Here is an 18104-nt window from a genome sequence, read left to right on the forward strand (position 1 = left end):
TAGAAACCCTATTTCAAATGTAGAAACTTTTCTAGTTCCCCTCAAATTTAATTTTTACCTACTACGAAATAAATTTCCCCGAAAGTCGTTCGACTTAATTTTCCAGTAAAATATGTTTTAAAGATAGTGCAAAGAATGTTTACTCAGTGACTTCCAGCAGGTAAAATGCATAAGGTCCGAGAATTAAGTAGTCCGCATCGGTGCCGACCTGGAAGTATTCCTGACGCCAGTGGTCGTATAGTTTTTCGGGCGAGAAACCATTATACCGGAATGTGTGCCATGTCAGATACGCGCTTTCGTGGCTATAATTAAAAATACAATACAAAGCTTTTTCCTTCCCGTTTCGTACAAATCCTGCGACATGAATATTGTGCCGGGGAATCCATCGAATATTTTTAAGATCAGCGACTACCGGTAATTTTTTTCGGATCTCAAGCAATCTTTTTGTTGCCGCAAAAACCCTGTTTTCAATGGTGCCTGTTTTGCTGGTCAGTTCATTTTTTTGCCAGTCAATGATGGGCCGGTGCATCCAGCGGTTGTCGTAGTTTCTGTCGGGCGAATCGATGAAAGAATAGTCATTAAGATAGGCCGCTTCATCGCCGTAAAACAGCATGGGAACACCACCGAGGAAAAAACTATTGGCCTGCATGAGAATGATTTTCTGGATCGCGAGCTCTATCTGATTTTCGCTTTTTTCAATAATCGCTTTTTCGAGCCCGCAAAGGGAAGCTAGTGTTCCGCTGATCCGAGCATCCTGGGTTTTTGGATTTACGGAAAACAAGGCCCCGCTGGAAACCGAACCCGGGAATTGTCCTGAGAAATATTCCTTCAGATACCTACGGTGCTCAAACGGATCATAACCAGCTTCGCGGATCATGTAGTCGTCGTAGCCTAGGCCAATGTCGTCGTGGCAGCGCGTGTAAGTGATCCAGGAAGTACCGAAGGGTTTTTTGGCCAGTATGGGTTGGGCGGCCATCATAATGGAAACTTGCCCGGTGGCAAGCGCGTCCCATTGCAGCGCCATTTGGGTCGCATTGTAAGCAAAATCACATTCCTTAGCGAGGTAGCGGCCTTCTCCGAAGTACTCCATAATAGCTCCGGGCGACACAATCGCTTCGCCGAGTAGGGCCATGCCCGGTGCCGTAACCTGAACACATTGTTTCAATAATTGTAAAATGGTATGGGCCTGAGGCAGATTTTGCGAAGTGGTACCGATCTGTTTCCACAAAAAGGCCGGGGCATCAATGCGAAGAACGTCTACACCCAGATTGGCATAAAACAGAACATTGTCGAGCATTTCTACAAAGACCCGCGGGTTGCTGTAATTAAGGTCCCACTGGTATCGATGAAAAACGGTCATGACCCATTTCTGGCATTCTTCCACCCATGTGAAATTCCCGGGCGCACTTTCAGGGAAAATCTCAGGCATGGTTTGCTCGTACTGATCCGGGAGCGAACGGTCATCAAAGCAGTAATAATAGTCCAGATACTTCGGATCACCTTTTTTTGCCTTTTCTACCCATTCATGCTTATCGGAAGTATGGTTCAAAACAATGTCGAGCATAAGGTACATTCCTTTGTCGTGCATTGTTTTTCTTACTTTTTTCAAATCATTCAACGACCCGAACCGTTTGTCGACCTTCTGGAAATCGGACACGGCATAACCACCGTCGCTTTCTTTTTCGGGACTTTGGAAAATAGGCATGAGATGCAGCAGATTAACCCCAAGGTCGAGCAGGTAATCCAGCCTAGCAGGAAGCCCTGACAGATTTCCGCTGAATCTGTCCACATATAGGCTCATACCCGCGATCTCGTTGCTGAGAAACCAGTTTTCATTTTTCTTGTAGTCCCGGTCTTTCAGCTCAGCAGTCCTGTTTTGATGCGAGGATATCAGCACCTCGATCAATCTGGTGAAATTGGTGCTGAACTCGGGGTGATTGGCGTAAAGCTGGGTGTAGAGATCCCGTATCTCGGCTGCATGGAGCACCAGCTTGGTATAGAACTTTTTATCGGCACCTGCTATGTCCAGATTATTATTTTGCACAGCATCAAAAAGTGCGTTAACGATCTGATTGTTGTTCATAATTCAAATGTTTACTAATTCGAATACATGCAATGTGCAAAAGCCAAAGTTCATATTGACGATCTGGCCGAACGCTAACCGAGGTTTGACAATTTCATATTACAAGTGATTTAACTCAAATGTAATATTGTTTTATAAAGAAAAAAGAAAAATATTCTACGAAAATAGGGCGCTGAATTTGATCCGATATGTAACCCGATTTCCGGCGGGACAATCATTTGAATGCCGGAATATCAGGCTCTCCTCCGGGCTCCGGCAATGGGTCCACCTCGGGGACAACCGGTTCTGTGGACGGTAGCTCGGGCGAGGGTTCAACGGGTGGAGTTTCCGGTTCCTTTTCATAGGGGGGCGTCTCTTCCGGGACGTCGGGCACCGGCACTTCGGGTCGCGGGTCAAAAGGTGGCGTTTCCTTTGGATCTGAGGGATCTCCGCCATCTCTGGTGTCGTCCCAATATGTGGTTGCTAATTGATAAATGTCCATGGTTTTTAGTTGCCGTACGGCATAAAAGTTTCAGTTGCTTTTATAAAATAATTATGCCGGAAGAACACATTGGCTTTGTAGTTAGCAAGCGTACCGTTCCAGTTTCTTTCCGGTTTTGTTTTAGCAATTTGCCGAAAGTGAAACTGCCGTCATATACCGTGCTGTTGGCGTTTGTTTTAGTCGTAGGAGTGAAAGTGATTTTTCATTTTATGAAATATTTTTCAAAATATGAAAAATTTGTACTTTTGGTCAATGGTTATCATTACTAAAAACACACTATCTGAATTGGCCAGATTGCATCCAAATGCTGCAGAGCCTTTGAATCATTGGTACAGTATAACCCACAAATGTCATTGGGGATCTTTTGCTGATATACGTTATGATAGATAAGATAAGAAATGACATACAGTACCAGCAGGTCATGAAATTGATAGAAAACTACATTCAGCAAGCTACTGATGGAGGTGGGTTTCACTCGTTGGGAGAGAAGGAAACTGATGAGCTGGAAAAGTTGTCCTTGCTGGCGGAGTACTACGAAGACAATGTGCTGAATATTATGCCTTTGACCGTGACGATCAACGCGGTGGTACAGCAGAAAATCAGCGAAATGAATATTACCCAGGGAAAACTGGCGGAAATGTTTGGGATGGGTGCGGCCAAGGTATCGCAGATCTTAAATGGAAAACGCGAACCTGATGTACATTTCCTGAAAGCCATTCATCAGAAATTGGGTATTGACGGAAACTTTATCCTTGACCGTGTGTAGCCCTGTTTTTGGACAAAATTGAGATTGCCCTAAAAATATTTTCAACTTCCTGGAATTATTTTAATTTTGATTATGTAATGTACGCACTGTACAGTTTATTAATATATTCAAATCTATCAATATATAGTGAGACATGGAGGTTCGAAAAGTGGAGAGGATATCGAAGGCGTTGAGCGATCCCAGTCGTATTCTCATTTTGCAACAATTGCGTGAAAAAGAGGACTGTTTATATTGTCATGAAATATCCGATTTTATCGACCTGACCCAACCGTCCATTTCACACCACGTTAAACAGCTGGCAGACGCCGATCTGATCCTGACGGAAAAAGAAGGAAGAAACGTAAAATACAAGCTTAACAAATTGGTACTGAATGAATACGTTCAGTTTCTGAACACATTACAGGTTTAACAAGACCTGGTAAGTTTTGCAAACTTGCCAAGTCTCTCGCTCAAATAAATCGATACATTTAAATACTTAAATTAATTAATCAATCCATGGAAAAGACAATCCACTCTGCAAAAATCATATCAGGCCTCATTATTACGGGTGTGATATTATTGTCGGTGTATTTGAAAGGATATACCTCAGAAAAAGAAAAACCAACCACAAAAGCCCCGGCTGCTCAGCAACCTACAGGTGTGCCCGTTGACGGCCAGGTACTTCGCTCGGAATCGTTAAATGAAGAAATGGTCGTTTCGGGAACGCTGATGGCGAATCAGGAAGTAAGTATCAGCAGCGAGCTGAATAGGAAAGTAGTTGCGGTTTACGCGAAAGAAGGAAAGTTCGTCAATGCAGGAGCGATACTTTTCAAGCTCGACGACGCGGACCTGATCGCGGAACTGGAGCAATTGAAACAACAGGAAAAACTGGTATTGTTGAACGAAAGGAGACTTAAAGAATTGATTGACAACGAGGCTGCCATTCAACAGGATTACGATCAGGCATTTACAAATCTGAAAGTGTTGCAAGCCAAAATCGAGCAGCTGAAAGTGACGCTCGCGAAGACCAGTATTCGTGCACCATTCAGTGGTAATCTTGGGATTGTCAATGTTCACACGGGTGCTTATGTTACTCCCGGCAGCCCGCTGGCTGTGCTTACGGATAACAGCCACCTCAAAATTGACTTCGCTATTCCCGAAAAACATGCTAATACGCTGAAAACCGGAGACGAAGTGCAATACAATGTCGAGTCCAACGACAAGATTTACAAAGCGAAGATCGTTGCGCACGACGCAGGTCTTGATCAGAAAACCAGGACGCTGTTAATGCGTGCCGTATCGAATAACAGCAGCAACGAACTGTTGCCGGGCCAAAGTGCCAGACTGACCTTACGTTTAAGCAATACCGGTAACGCTTTGATGGTCCCCAACCAGGCGCTAATCCCGTCGTCGCAAGGTTATAGTGTGTTTGTTGTCAATAATAATAAAGCAAGTTTCAAACCTATTGAAGTGGGCGAGCGTAATGCGTTTTCCGTGCATGTGACGAAGGGATTGGCTCCCGGCGACACGGTGATCACCAGCAATATGCTTCGTTTGGCCCCCGGTTCTGCCGTACAATTGGTCTCAATTCATTAAAAACATCTATTTGTCATGAGTGCGATTTCTCAAGTAAGTATTTCCCGGCCGGTTCTGGCCGGGGTAATGTCTGTACTGCTTATACTTTTCGGTATCGTTGGTTATACCTTTCTGGGAACGCGGGAATATCCCGTCACAGATTCCCCGATCGTGATGGTAACCACGGTATATCCGGGAGCGAGCGCGGACATCATTGCCTCCCAGGTGACCAAACCATTGGAGGAAGCTATTGCCGAAGCAAATGGAATACGTTCAGTATCATCCACTTCCCGTGAACAAGTGAGTATCATTACCGTTGAATTTGAACTGAATGCGGACCTGGAAGCAGCGGCTAATGATGTGCGTGACAAAGTTTCCAAATCACGCCAGCAATTGCCTGCGGACATTGAACCTACTGTTGTTGAAAAGGCCGGTACCAATGATATTCTGGTGTTTTTGACTGTTCAAAGTAAGACAAAGACGCTCGAAGACGTAACGGATTTTGTCAATATCAACATTAAGGAGCGTTTGCAATCGATCCCTGGCGTGAGGTTGGTGGAGTCGTATGCAGGTAGAAAACGGGCGATGCGACTCAGAATGGATCCGGTGAAACTCGCGGCTTACGGCCTGACACCATTGGACATTCAGACTGCCTTGCAACGTGAAAATGTGGATTTGCCAAGTGGCCGCATTGAAGGTGAAAATACGGAAGTGACGCTGCGGACGCAGGGACGACTGGTTACCGAGGAAGATTTCAACAACATGATCCTTCGTGAAAGCGGTGGCGCTATTGTCCGGTTCAAAGATGTAGGTCAGGCTATTATGTCGTCGCAAAATGAGCGTACTGCCATGATCATTTATAATGGTAAAACGGCTGAGTATGGCGTTGGGACTGGCGTTAGCCCGCAACGCGGAGCAAATTCCCTGGCTATCGTGGATGATTTTACCAAACGGTTTGAAGAGATCAAAAAGTCGGCCCCAAAAGAATATGAAATTGCATTGGGGAAAGATTTTACTATTCCTGTAAGAAACTCACTTTCAGAAGTTGAAGAAACATTGTTACTCGCTTTTGCGCTCGTTTCTCTGATCATTTTCGTGTTCCTGAGAGACTGGCGAAGCACGGTTATTCCTTTGCTGGCGATCCCGGTGTCTATTATTTCAGCATTCTTTATCATGTACGTAGCTGGGTTCTCGATCAATGTACTTACGCTATTGGGGCTGGTACTGGCAATCGGGCTTGTGGTGGATGATGCGATCATTGTTTTGGAAAATATATATAGTAAGGTAGAGCAGGGGATGTCGCCGGTACAGGCTGCGCGGCTGGGTTCCAATGAAATCTATTTTGCAGTAATTTCTACGACGATCACATTGGTAGCAGTGTTCCTGCCGATTTTGTTCCTGGGTGGCTTGACAGGCCGTTTGTTTAAAGAATTCGCGATCGTAGTAGCAGGTTCCGTGACCGTTTCAGCTTTTGTCGCCCTGACATTAACCCCCATGATGAGTGCCTATCTGCTCAAATCGGGCACTTCCCACAATTGGCTTTACAAAAAAACAGAGCCGTGGTTTATCGCCATGAACAATGTATATGCACGCTCGTTGAATGCTTTTATGAAAGTGCGCTGGGTAGGCATCGTGCTGCTGCTGGCATCATTCGGTGTTGCTTACTGGCTCGCTCCGAAGCTTCCTTCTGAGCTGGCACCATTGGAAGACCGGTCAATGATAGGTCTGGCAGTGATTGCTCCTGAGGGAACGTCGTTTGAAAGTATGGAGCAGAGTATGAAGCAAATCGGGACTTATATCAGCGACTCCATTCCTGACCTCAACGCGGAACGTACTTACACGGCTGTGGCAGCAGGATTGGGAACATTGGCACAGCCGGTCAACGGAGGTTTTCAATGGATATTCCTGAAAGAGCCTAAGGAACGTAAAAGTGGGCTTAGCCAGGCGCAGATTTTCCAGAAACTGGTAGTAGCCTCGCAGCAATTCAGAAATGTATTGATCATTCCGGTCCAAACGCCGACCATTGGTGGCTACGGAAATACCCAGCCTGTGCAATACGTAATCCAGGCACCTAGTTTGAATGGCCTGATTGGAGTAATGCCGAAATTAATGACTGCGGTCGGTAGCAATAAAAAACTCGTTTTTGCTGATGCGGATTTCAAGATTAACCGTCCCGAAATTAGCATTAACATTGACCGCCAGCGTGCTGCTCAGCTTGGGATTTCGACACAATCGATCGGGCAAACGCTGCAATTGGCGCTCAGTAGCAGACGTTACGGCTACTTCATTCATAATGATCGCCAGTACGAAGTAATCGGCCAGCTGGACCGTAAAGACCGCTCGGCACCTTTTGACCTCAAATCGTTATACCTGAAATCGGGAAGCGGCGAAATGGTTTCGCTGGACAACCTGACGAAGCAAAATGAAGGTATCAGTCCGCCCGCTATTTACCGATATAACCAGTCGTACAGTGCTACCATATCGGCCACACCGGCCGCAGGAACAAGTTTAGGAGAAGCCATTCAGGAGCTGGATAAGATCACCGCAAAAGAATTACCGAAAGGTTTCACTACCGCATTGGCTGGCCAAAGCCGCGACTATTCCGAAAGTAGTTCCAGTCTGATCTTCGCATTCGTATTTGCCATTGTGCTCATTTACCTGGTACTGGCGGCGCAATTTGAAAGTCTGGTGGATCCATTTATTATACTTTTAACCGTTCCAATGGCACTTACCGGTGCATTGCTCAGCTTATGGTTCACTGCTCAAACGGTTAATATTTTCAGCCAGATCGGTATCATCATGCTCATCGGGCTGATCACCAAAAATGGTATCCTGATCGTCGAATTTGCCAACCAGAGCAAGGAAGAGGGTAGTACTACATTTGAAGCTGCTAAAATTGCCGCTGTATCCCGTTTCCGTCCGATCCTGATGACCACATTGGCAATGATTTTCGGAACATTACCGATCGCACTTTCACTGGGAACTGCCTCAGGAAGCCGCCAGTCGCTAGGGATAGTCGTAGTAGGCGGGTTGATTTTCGCGGGGGTACTGACGCTTTATGTCATTCCTTCCATTTATTCATATTTATCAAGACCATTGCGGAAACGTGAGGAAGAGGGGAAGGCGCCTTTGGCAGAAGAGGCATTGTTACACACGCACTGATTCCCGCAAGGAAAATTAACAGCACATTTCAATCATGAAAAGCACAATTTTGAATAGACATTTCGGGATCACAAAGCTTTTGGCCGTGATCCTGGCAATCAGTCCCTTCCTGGCGTCGGGGCAGAAACAGACGTTATCATTAGAGCAGGCCATTGATCAGGCCAAAGTACGTAACCGTGAATTGCGCATTGATTCGCTGGGCATTCACAAATCGGCCCAGCAAACAGCGATCAGCCGCGGGCTGCTGATGCCAAATATTAGCCTCACAGGTCAGTTTCAGCATTATTTTCAAAGACCAGTATTTTTTGGCTTGAATGGAAATGCGAATTCAGAAAAAATCGACTATGCACGTATCGGTGGTGAAGATGTGGCTGGCGCGCAGGTCACATTGGTGCAGCCGATCTACAATTCGGGTAACAGATATGAAATTCAGCGAAGAAAACTGCTTGAAAAACAGAGCAAACTGATCTTTCAGGAAAAAGAAGTGGATGTAGTAGCAAGAGTAAAACAAAACTACGTGCAGCAACTCGTTTTGGCGGAACGGCTAAAACTTCAAACAGAAAGCATTGCGAGAAACGAAAAAGCATTGAAGGATTCGCGGTACCTGCTGGCACAGGGAAAAGCATTGCGCGTGGACACATTACGGGCCTATACTTCGGTCAAAAACCTTGAACCCGACGTCCTGAGACTGACTTATGCTTTACAAATCAGCCAGCAGCAGCTGAGGAACCTGCTCGGTGATGTTTCGGAAACCGAATATGTACTGTCTGATTCATTGGAACTGAATCCGTCGGACTCCATTCCCAGCGAAGCGGGTACTTACAGATTATCGGTTCATCAGCGCCCTGACTTACAAATACTCACCCTGAACAAAGAGATTAACGACAAGGAAATTGACCTTTACAAATCAGCGCGACGGCCGGTAGTAAATTTTGTAAGCCAGTATCAATTGCAAACGCAGACTAACCAGTTCAAATATGGCAATGCAGGTTATCCTCCCGTATTTTTTGCGGGGGTGCAATTTTCAATACCGATTTTTAGCGGGAATCAGCACGTCAATCGGATCGCTCTTGGAAAGATCGAAAGACAGCAGGCTGATGTCATTTATAACAATGCGCAGGAACAGCTGAAAACGGAGGTTAAGCAAGTTCTGGCGAGTCTGGTGGAATCAACGGAAAGGATCAAGACGCAGCAGAATGTTTCAAAAACAGCTGAATTGAGTTACTCTATTACCAAATACCGATATGAAAAGGGAGTAGCCTCCCGCCTTGAACTGGTGGATGCAGAATTTGCATTGACCACTGCGAAAGCGAATTATCTGGAAGCTGTTTTCGATTATCTATCGTCCAAAATCGAACTCGACAGGGTGACTGGCAATGTGAATGCATTGTAATACGGCCCATTGAAGAATATATAAGAGCATTGCGTCCACCCCGTTTGGTTGTGATTGAGGTTGTGGTGTCGGCTATACCGCAGGATAATTGTCTTGCGGTATTTTTGTTTTAGGATAATCGGATAATATCATTAGACAGAAAAAAATTATATTTGATTTTATCCTCTCATCCGATCAGATCAAAAAATGGAACAGAGTTACAACGAAAGACGTCAGGTTACCTTTCATGGAGAAGGGGCTAAGTTATTTGGGATTTACATTGTAAATATCCTTTTAACCTTTTTTACACTAGGACTTTACTATCCCTGGGCCAAAGCTGCGATGCTCAAATACCTTTATGAAGAAACGGAATTTGAACAAAGCCGTTTTACTTTTCATGGTACCGGCAGGGAGATGTTTGTTGGTTTTATCAAAGCCATTGGCATTATTCTGGCGATTTATTGTGTGCTTTTCCTGGCTATCCTGTCCAATAAACCAGCCGTCATCCTGATTGGCATGCTGATCTTTTATGGAGCATTGCTATTACTGATACCTGTTGCTATTCATGGCTCGTTGCGGTACAGAATGTCCCGTTCATCCTGGCGCGGCATTCATTTCGGTTACCGCGGGGATCTCAAAGAGTTTGTGAGAGTATTCGTAATTGGCAGTTTAATAACCATATTCACATTAGGGATTTATTCTTTCTGGCTCATTATTGAAATCCGGAAATATATTTTTAAACACCTGCGATTTGGCAACCTCACTTTTTCCTATGAAGGCGATGGAGGAACATTTTTCGTGCTGCATTTGAAAGGATACTTCCTGTTGGTGATCACGTTAGGGATTTATTCTTTCTGGTATGTCAGGGATCTGTTCAATTATTACATTGATAATATCCGCATGTATCAGGACGACAAAAAGCTTACATTTCGTTCCAATGCCACTGCAGGAGGTTATTTTAAACTGATTGTCGGAAATATTCTTATCATTTTGTTTACATTGGGATTAGGAACTCCCTGGGCGATAGTGCGGACCCTGAACTTTGTATTCTCCAACATTGTCATCGAAGGTGCGCTGGATGTCAATGCGATCAGACAAACGGAAGAAAGTTATAAAGATGCGACTGGCGAAGATCTGGCAGACATGATCGATATTGGCCTTGTTTAAATGACCATTTATAATTTATGCAGCATTTCAGTATCAGCTATTACGACGGCACGGTCTCACTTTCTAACGACGCAACCCTGACGTTAATGCCTGATCACTGGCTGATTCACTATGTTGACGAGTCGGGAGAATTGCAGGCAGTAAAATGGAAGCTGGAAAATATCACCACTGATCAGAATCTTACTACGCTGTTTATTTTTCGGTACGGTGATTTTCCGCAGCAGACGATTGAATGCAAGGAAGAAGCTTTGCCGCGTGCGTTAAAAGAAAAGTACCCGTCAAAAATCTTTTTTGAGAGGAAGCTTACTCACATTTTTAAGCAAAATAATACGATTCTGATCGGCCTGGTGCTTTTTCTGCTGGCATTACTTGGGGCGGCGTATTTGTATATACTGCCATTCGTTGCGGAAAAAATAGCATCTAATATTCCTGAAAGTGTGGAGAAAAGATTAGGAGATGCCATATACGACGGCATGATCGCCGGGTATACCGTGGATGATTCCCTAACCCGGAGCGTCAACGATTTTGCGAAATCCATTAACTTCAAAACGGCCTATCCGATTACTGTAACGGTGGTCAAGGAAAATGAAGTCAATGCGTTCGCGCTTCCCGGCGGGCACGTCGTGGTTTTTGACCAGATTCTTTTAAAGATGAAATCGAAGGAAGAGCTGGCGGCCCTGTTGGGACACGAAGTGGCCCACGTGCATTACCAGCATTCTTTAAAAAGTATGTTCAGGGGCCTGGCTGGCTACTTATTTGTTTCGCTTCTTTTGAATGATATCAATGGTATAGCGGCTGTCATGGCTGATAATTCCAATATGCTGGTCAATCTTACTTATTCTAGGGAGCTGGAAACAGAGGCTGATAGAAAAGCAATGAAGGTCATTCAGAGCAATGGTATCAGCCTGAAAGGTTTTGTGGATTTGTTCCAACTTTTGAAAAACAGCGCTGGCAACGCAGGGCAATATGAGATACTGAGCAGCCATCCGCTTACAGAAGAAAGGATCACTTATGCCAAAGCAATGTCGCGCGAGCAGACGGGTATCCGCGACCAGTCGCAATTGCAGCGCAAATGGATTGATATTGGAATAAATAGTGGAAAATGAAATGCTATGGCACCGTTTTTGTGACGTATAAGGAAAAAGAACTGATCAGAATATGAAAGCATTGACAAAAGAAGGGCAGCAAAATGTGAATGACATTGCTGCCAAATATAACCTCAAAACAGAATCGGTGGAGTCGTTATTAAAGGCCGTAATTAGCGGCAACGGTAATATGGCCCAATTTAATATTCCGGAACTTGGCGGTACCGGGCAATGGATGAAAGGCGGTATGACAATGGTTGGGGACATGTTCAATAACACATTGAAAAGTACTGTTGATAAGCTCTGTACCGAACTTTCAGAACTGGTCAAAACGAAAGTGCTATTTGAAGAATCATCCGATCCTTCGAATGGAAAGCATCCCGTGAATGGTGATTTCGTGGGTAATGTAAGCAGTTCGTGGCCATCCGTTTTTGGAAATCCCACATCCAGTGGCTCTCAGAATAACTTTCGTTACGCCTATTTTGCGCCGGTAAGAAGGCTAGTGATTGAGGAAAATGGTAAAACGACTATATACGATACCAAGCATCATCACATTACCGGAATATCGCAGCAGCAGGGGCCGGGTAGTTCCTACAAGTTCAGGAGCCAGGAAGGAAACGTCGATCTGAGTAGCTTGTCAGTGATTTCCGAGCCAACAGAACCTTCCCAACCCACGCCCGGAATTGCCTATGATATGACGTCTACGGCGGATTTGAGAAGCGAGCGCAGTAGTACGACTGACCGCAGCCCGGCTGACCGCAGTACGACTGACCGCAGCCCAGAAGATATAATAATTGCTACAATTGAAAAGGTTAATATGCTTTTTGAAAAAGGGCAGATTACTGAAGAAGAGTTTAAAGCTAAAAAGCAAGAGTTGCTGGCTAGGTTGTAACAAACTTACCCCGTCTAGGCGCCCCCGTCTGGGCGACCCCGTCTAGGCGACCCCGTCTAGGCGACCCCGTTTCCAAAACTTGGCAAGTTTAGGGTAATAAGCAGAGAGGCCTGGAATTTCCGGGCCTCTCTGCTTATTTTTGTTAAAAACATACAACATTTGCACGGTTAGCCAGTTTAATGTTGACCCGGCGACGTCCGGGAGGAGTTATATGACAACAATGATATTTGCACAGATTTCGAAGATAATTGATCCGATAGCAGTCAAACTGGATAGGTGGACGCTGGAAGGATACCGCTTGCTACCCAACCTGATCATGGCCGTGCTGATCATGGTTGTTTTCAGGGCCCTTGCCAGGTATGGGGGCAGGTTTATGGAGAGGATATTAGGTCACGCTTCGCAGAATATTGCATTAGTAAGTCTGATCTCCGCGATAACCCGCATCGCGATTTTTACTACCGGGCTGTTTTTTGCACTGGGGGTATTAGGTTTGGATAAAACCGTTACTTCACTGCTGGCAGGTGCTGGTGTACTGGCTTTGGCGCTGGGTTTTGCGTTCCAGGACCTCACGACCAACTTCATATCCGGTGCGTTCATTGCGATTCAACGCCCGATCAAGGTTGGGGACATTATTGAGACCAATGGATTTATAGGGAAGGTACTTTCGATAGGCTTACGTTCGGTTAAGCTGGACAATTTTGCGGGACAAATTGTAGAACTGCCAAGTAAGGACATTTTTCAAAAACCGATAGTAAACTTTACAAATTCAGGCGAGCGAAGAGTCCAGGTGGAATGCAGCATTGGTTATAAGGACGATCTGAGCATTGTCGAAAATCTGGCGCTTTCCGCCATGAAAGATCTCAATTTTTTGAACCCGCTGAAACCGATAGAGCTCAACTTTATGAAGTTCAGCGAAAAAAGCATCGATTTTGAAATCCTTTTTTGGATCAACCAAGACAAAATAGGCCCCGGCCCAGCAAAAAGCATTGTTATGAAGGCTGTGAAACGGGTTTTTGATGAGCATAATATTGCTTTTCCTACGCCTGTGCGGCCGGTGGAGCAAGTGCCGACTGGTCGGATAGAATAAAAAAATACAACACAACACAAAAAGACTTGCCAGGTTTCCAAAACCTGGCAAGTCTCGTTCATCATTACGGAATCTTCACTACCGAAAAATTATGGATATTTATATCGTCAGAGACAACAATCTGATAAACACCCGCAGGTAATTTCGCGAGATCCAACGACATTTTACCCTTACTAAATTTTATCCTTTCTTTAACCAACACACATTGTCCAGCTGAATTGAAAACCTTGACATTGCATTGCAGCATATTATGGTCTGGCAATTCAATGTTTAGCAAAGACTGGACAGGGTTAGGGAAATATTTCATTTCCTTCATTCCCGCGGACTCAATTGCAATCATCCGGCTGTAAGCAAACGAACCATCCGTATCCACCTGTTTCAATCGGTAGTAGTTCATCCCTTTGTCATAGCGGGAATCAGTAAAAGAATATGCATTGCGAACCGCGGAAGTTCCAAACCCGGCAACTCTGGCAATCTCATCAAACTTTCTGGCGTCACGCGACCGCTCGATGACAAAATAGTCGTTGTTGACTTCTGACGAGGTTTCCCAAATCAATTCGTTGCCTTCGGATGTATGCTTTCCCTCAAACCGGGTCAAAGTAACAGGAAGCGCACCACCTGTTGGAGCATTGGACAACGCAAAGCCGCTGAATCCAGCTCCAAAGGTGGATTTAAATTCGAAATCGGTATCGAACTGGGTCATCTGGACTGGCGCTGTAAAACTATTCGCAAGCGTTCCTCCCGCGATGGAGCCCTGACTTTTGACCATTGATTTGATGCTATTGCCATTGAAATTGGGGAGCTCGTTTTCTTTATAATAAAGCGATATCTCGTAACTGCCGTCTGGACTGTTGTTGGTGGGAGTTACTTTGAATGTCTTATTAGTGACCTTATAGTTGTCAAACCACGCCGTTTCATCAACACCGCTGCGATCAACCTGTACGGATGTGCAACCATAGTCATGTGAAGATAAATTCTTTATCTTGGCGATAAGGTTACGGGATTGTGGGTCGCGGAAATAAACTGTGGCATGAGGGCCTAAATATTGCTCGTCCGGTATTTGGGACAGGCTGTTCATGATCTGAGTATCATATGTGCCCGTTACTTTGACATTGTCTATTGCCCACCAATTGTTATCCCATTTAGCGATGTAGTGAAACCTGACTTTCATTGCGGCATTCGCGTATGCAACGGGAATCGATATGTTCCGAAGGGCCGGAGCTCCCCATATACCAGACGTGCCTGTATTCTCAGTTTGAGTAAGCAAATTATGCCAGGTGGTGCCGTCCCAAACATCTACTATTGCTTTTTCAGCGTGATAATTCCCGTAGTAGTCAACTCGAAAATATTCAGAGAAAGAGAAGTTGATTGATGTCATTCCAAGAGAGCTGAAAGGGGGGCTTTCAATGATATCATCCCAAGGTTCTGGATATTTTGCTGTCCCCGAAATATATAGAAGAGGTTTTCCATTGACATCCAGCCAGAGGGTATTGAATAGCTTGTCAACACCCCAGGCTTTTGGATATTTTTTGCCCCCTAGCACACTCCAACCTTCCGGCAGACCCGTATTGAAATCCGCATAAATAGCAGTATGAGATTTAACATCAGGCGAAAGGTCATCGTCCGCAATTGTGATAAAGTGAGTTTGATTGAATGTCTCTGGTGAGGCATTTCCCCCAGCCGGGTTGACCAATGTATAGCTCAAAGAAATGGTTTCATTCCCTTCGATGTAAGCATCATTGTAGATGCGGACGGTTAGATCCTGAGACAAAGCTCCGTTTTGCAACACGAAACTTTTTGGACTTATGCTGTAGTCTAATGTAACGCCCTGTGAGGCGGAACCTGTTGGAGTGTTTAAATTAACAGTAACCGGCTGGCTGGGTGCCGCATTAATCCCGACTTTTATGATTTTCTCGACATAAGGCAGGCATTCATTAGGTGTTGAACCAGTAACGAAAGCTTCACCCTCGAAAGTAAAAGAACTGTCAGAAGCAAATTGAACTGTCGGAAGTTCGCATGAGTAAACTCTTACATCATCGATGTACCAGCCATCCCAACCAATAGCCTGATCCGTTCCTAAATCCCAGCGAAACTGAATTTTATGTCCTGGAAGAAGCCCCAGCAAGCTCAAATCAATTTGACTCTGCCCCCAGTTCGATGTGAATGAACCATAATCAGAGCCGGTAAAAGTACCTTGATATTGTAAGGGATTAGTCTCACCTCCGCCGAAAAAATTATTGTACGGATTGGCGATGAAGACTGAATCGGGCACCCATAACCATTGTCCATTGTCTATTTTGAATTTTAGATTACCTCCATCTGCCCAATCCTGCAATGATATATAATGGTCAAACGCCATAAAAAGCTGTGTCGGCGATGTTGCTGGAATGTCAATTTCCGGGCTGAATAAGCTCATCAACCCATTCTGAAAATTCGATACATAATCTCCGCCTTCATAGTCATCGGCGAATGCAACGTTTCCTGCCCTACCAGCGGGTGGGCTATTGTCAATTACCCAATTGCGCGGTGCCCAGGTTGGTGCGCTTCCTACGTTGCTCACTGTCCATCCTCCCATTCCTGATTCAAAGTCTTCATAGAAAATGGCGTTGGCAGGCAATGCACCTTTGCATAGTGGTCCAACAGCTTCAAATAAGAACGGATATCCACAAACGTTTGGCAATCGCATTTCAACGGCAGCGATCACCTTTGTCAACTGATCCAGGTCCGCTTGGGTGATTACCGTATTGGACAAAACCTGCATGCCCGGTTCAGTTGACAATTTTGGCAAATTAATGCCCATCAACTCAATCAAAGAGGCCTCTAAAATATCGGCCTGTGCTGCAAAATCGGTCGTTGAAATCATATGGGCGGCCTGAGCCTGCCAAAAAATATGCGTAGCCTTTGTAAGTCCGATTCCAGTAATAACTTGCCCATTATAAGTTCCTCCATCGACTAGCAGGGCATACGCGTGATTTAGAACACCGGAATTGGTATGTACTCCACCACCGTCATCAAATAAGCTGTAAGTGCATGCGTACTGTGGATCAGAAACTTTTCCAGGCTGATTCTTACAAGTCGGGTCCCACATATCCCTGATCGCCCCACCAAACGCACTGGCTTGCTCTCCAACCAGCCATTTTGCAGAGCTGGCACAGCTATTTCGAACAGCGTTATTTTCTCCATTGTCAAGATACGCGTTCAATTGATCAACGGTTTCACCCCAAATGTCCGAATATGCCTCATTCAACGCCCCTGCCTGCCAGGCATAGATCAATCCGCTGGTGTATTCCGTATATGCGTGTCCCCATTCATGAGCGACCACATCATCCGACGCTACGCCGGTACAATAACTAGCCGAAATTCCGTTCCATGTTGCATTAGGACAGCCAACATTTGGATCATTATTAATCGTAACCATCGTCGCCCCGGCATTATCATACGAATTATACCCAAAAGCATTCTTCATCAAATTATACATATGACCAGCAGATTCAATCTCAGATTTTTGCCATTGATCCAGTGCAGTGAATTTTGCACCGGGTATACCGTCAGCCTCCTCCCATTTCAAATTGGGAGCAGAAACGGAGGTCTCATAAAGCTTCCGGTCGATGCCGTGCATTCCTGTGAACTGCTCTACCAATTCATTAGTATGCGCGTCGATGTACAGGAATTCTCTCACATCCGCATCATTTCGCACTTCTACTTCGTATACTAGATGCAAAGCGCCTTTGTAGCCTTGGGCAAGGCCTTTTTGAAAAACGAGCAATGTATTTTTGTTGATTTTCAGGGGAGCTGAAAACTTGCCCATTTTCTGTCCGGTAACCATTTTGACGGCTCTTTGCCCGGCTTCTTCGCTGGAAATAGAAGGTGTTGCGTTTAATTTCTCGGCGATGATGAAGTTTCCATTGAGAGAAGTCAGGCCTCCTTCTTTATTGAAATGAAATTTCAACACGCCGTCGAAAACCGGAACCCGGTCGTAGTATTGTTGCAATGTGACGTGATCCAGACCGTAATTATCTCTCTTGTTGTCTTTGGCCAGGTAGGAATCCTTGTCAGTCTTTTTTTCGAAAAGTGCTGGATACTTGGTAAGAAAATCCATTGCTTTTTGTTCTGGCGTGTTACCTTCCAGGTTTAATGCCTGGCCAATTGGAAACCGGAGAAAATTGAGGGAGTTGGTTGCCTTATCTGTTGTCGCGACTGCTCCTGTTTGCGCAATGAATACATCAATTTCGCGCTGGCGACTGTTTTGGGCAAATGCGACAAAACTGCAAAAAATAAAAGCTACTGAAAGAGGTAGATTGTATCTCATGGTCATTGTGATGAGGGTTCACAGATTTATTTACCAGAGAAAGATGCGGAATCTAAACGGCTTAATGCAAAGGGATTAGCAGGCGGCAGAGGGGGATTACCAGAAGGGGTTTTTCGTGTTTTGTATTTAATGTAACCCCAAAAAAA

At 45.0% G+C, this 18104-nt stretch carries 12 protein-coding genes; 9 read left to right on the forward strand and 3 right to left on the reverse strand.

Going from position 1 to position 18104, the window contains the following annotated elements; translation table 11 throughout:
- Window positions 1-139: 139 nt before the first annotated feature.
- The gene (locus ON006_RS29160) at window positions 140-2083 is read right to left on the reverse strand and encodes an amylosucrase (protein WP_244821702.1); all 1944 of its coding nucleotides are present in this window, start codon (window positions 2081-2083) and stop codon (window positions 140-142) included.
- Between the two features lie 214 nt (window positions 2084-2297).
- A complete protein-coding gene (locus tag ON006_RS29165) occupies window positions 2298-2564 on the reverse strand; it encodes a filamentous hemagglutinin (RefSeq protein ID WP_244821703.1) in 267 nt (88 codons plus the stop codon).
- A 379-nt stretch (window positions 2565-2943) separates the two neighbouring features.
- Between ON006_RS29165 and ON006_RS29170 the strand changes: the two genes are divergently transcribed.
- The 9 genes from ON006_RS29170 to ON006_RS29210 all read left to right on the forward strand — a co-directional run bounded on the left by ON006_RS29170 (window position 2944) and on the right by ON006_RS29210 (window position 13649).
- Window positions 2944-3330, forward strand: a complete 387-nt coding sequence (locus ON006_RS29170) for a helix-turn-helix domain-containing protein (protein ID WP_267609924.1) — start codon at window positions 2944-2946, stop codon at window positions 3328-3330.
- A 133-nt stretch (window positions 3331-3463) separates the two neighbouring features.
- On the forward strand, window positions 3464-3739 hold the full coding sequence (locus tag ON006_RS29175) for an ArsR/SmtB family transcription factor (RefSeq protein ID WP_244821705.1): 276 nt from the start codon (window positions 3464-3466) through the stop codon (window positions 3737-3739).
- An 86-nt stretch (window positions 3740-3825) separates the two neighbouring features.
- A complete protein-coding gene (locus ON006_RS29180) occupies window positions 3826-4905 on the forward strand; it encodes an efflux RND transporter periplasmic adaptor subunit (protein ID WP_244821706.1) in 1080 nt (359 codons plus the stop codon).
- 15 nt (window positions 4906-4920) lie between these two features.
- A complete protein-coding gene (locus tag ON006_RS29185; protein ID WP_244821707.1) occupies window positions 4921-8046 on the forward strand; it encodes an efflux RND transporter permease subunit in 3126 nt (1041 codons plus the stop codon).
- Window positions 8047-8080: 34 nt separating this feature from the next.
- Entirely contained in the window at window positions 8081-9439 is a 1359-nt protein-coding gene (locus tag ON006_RS29190) for a TolC family protein (RefSeq protein WP_244821708.1), read from the forward strand.
- A gap of 186 nt (window positions 9440-9625) precedes the next feature.
- Window positions 9626-10585 (forward strand): YjgN family protein, encoded by a 960-nt coding sequence (locus tag ON006_RS29195; protein ID WP_244821709.1) that lies wholly within the window; start codon window positions 9626-9628, stop codon window positions 10583-10585.
- Between the two features lie 17 nt (window positions 10586-10602).
- Window positions 10603-11691: a M48 family metallopeptidase gene (locus tag ON006_RS29200; protein WP_244821710.1), complete on the forward strand. Its 1089-nt coding sequence runs from the start codon at window positions 10603-10605 to the stop codon at window positions 11689-11691.
- Window positions 11692-11743: 52 nt separating this feature from the next.
- On the forward strand, window positions 11744-12562 hold the full coding sequence (locus tag ON006_RS29205) for an SHOCT domain-containing protein (RefSeq protein WP_244821711.1): 819 nt from the start codon (window positions 11744-11746) through the stop codon (window positions 12560-12562).
- 220 nt (window positions 12563-12782) lie between these two features.
- Window positions 12783-13649 carry a mechanosensitive ion channel family protein gene (locus ON006_RS29210; protein WP_244821712.1) on the forward strand — a complete coding sequence of 289 codons (867 nt, stop codon included), beginning with the start codon at window positions 12783-12785 and terminating at the stop codon, window positions 13647-13649.
- A gap of 64 nt (window positions 13650-13713) precedes the next feature.
- Here the strand turns inward: ON006_RS29210 and ON006_RS29215 are convergent, their stop codons facing one another.
- Window positions 13714-17958: a M4 family metallopeptidase gene (locus ON006_RS29215; protein WP_244821713.1), complete on the reverse strand. Its 4245-nt coding sequence runs from the start codon at window positions 17956-17958 to the stop codon at window positions 13714-13716.
- Window positions 17959-18104 lie beyond the last annotated feature (146 nt).

It is taken from the genome of Dyadobacter pollutisoli (assembly GCF_026625565.1).
Lineage (GTDB): Bacteria > Bacteroidota > Bacteroidia > Cytophagales > Spirosomataceae > Dyadobacter > Dyadobacter pollutisoli.

What these genes read in the sequence shown, in the direction of transcription:
- ON006_RS29195 (WP_244821709.1), top strand. Translation starts at nt 9,626, where the DNA reads ATGGAACAGAGTTACAACGAAAGACGTCAGGTTACCTTTCATGGAGAA.
- ON006_RS29205 (WP_244821711.1), top strand. Translation starts at nt 11,744, where the DNA reads ATGAAAGCATTGACAAAAGAAGGGCAGCAAAATGTGAATGACATTGCT.
- ON006_RS29180 (WP_244821706.1), top strand. Translation starts at nt 3,826, where the DNA reads ATGGAAAAGACAATCCACTCTGCAAAAATCATATCAGGCCTCATTATT.
- ON006_RS29190 (WP_244821708.1), top strand. Translation starts at nt 8,081, where the DNA reads ATGAAAAGCACAATTTTGAATAGACATTTCGGGATCACAAAGCTTTTG.
- ON006_RS29165 (WP_244821703.1), bottom strand. Translation starts at nt 2,564, where the DNA reads ATGGACATTTATCAATTAGCAACCACATATTGGGACGACACCAGAGAT.
- ON006_RS29160 (WP_244821702.1), bottom strand. Translation starts at nt 2,083, where the DNA reads ATGAACAACAATCAGATCGTTAACGCACTTTTTGATGCTGTGCAAAAT.
- ON006_RS29210 (WP_244821712.1), top strand. Translation starts at nt 12,783, where the DNA reads ATGATATTTGCACAGATTTCGAAGATAATTGATCCGATAGCAGTCAAA.
- ON006_RS29170 (WP_267609924.1), top strand. Translation starts at nt 2,944, where the DNA reads ATGATAGATAAGATAAGAAATGACATACAGTACCAGCAGGTCATGAAA.
- ON006_RS29185 (WP_244821707.1), top strand. Translation starts at nt 4,921, where the DNA reads ATGAGTGCGATTTCTCAAGTAAGTATTTCCCGGCCGGTTCTGGCCGGG.
- ON006_RS29215 (WP_244821713.1), bottom strand. Translation starts at nt 17,958, where the DNA reads ATGAGATACAATCTACCTCTTTCAGTAGCTTTTATTTTTTGCAGTTTT.
- ON006_RS29200 (WP_244821710.1), top strand. Translation starts at nt 10,603, where the DNA reads ATGCAGCATTTCAGTATCAGCTATTACGACGGCACGGTCTCACTTTCT.
- ON006_RS29175 (WP_244821705.1), top strand. Translation starts at nt 3,464, where the DNA reads ATGGAGGTTCGAAAAGTGGAGAGGATATCGAAGGCGTTGAGCGATCCC.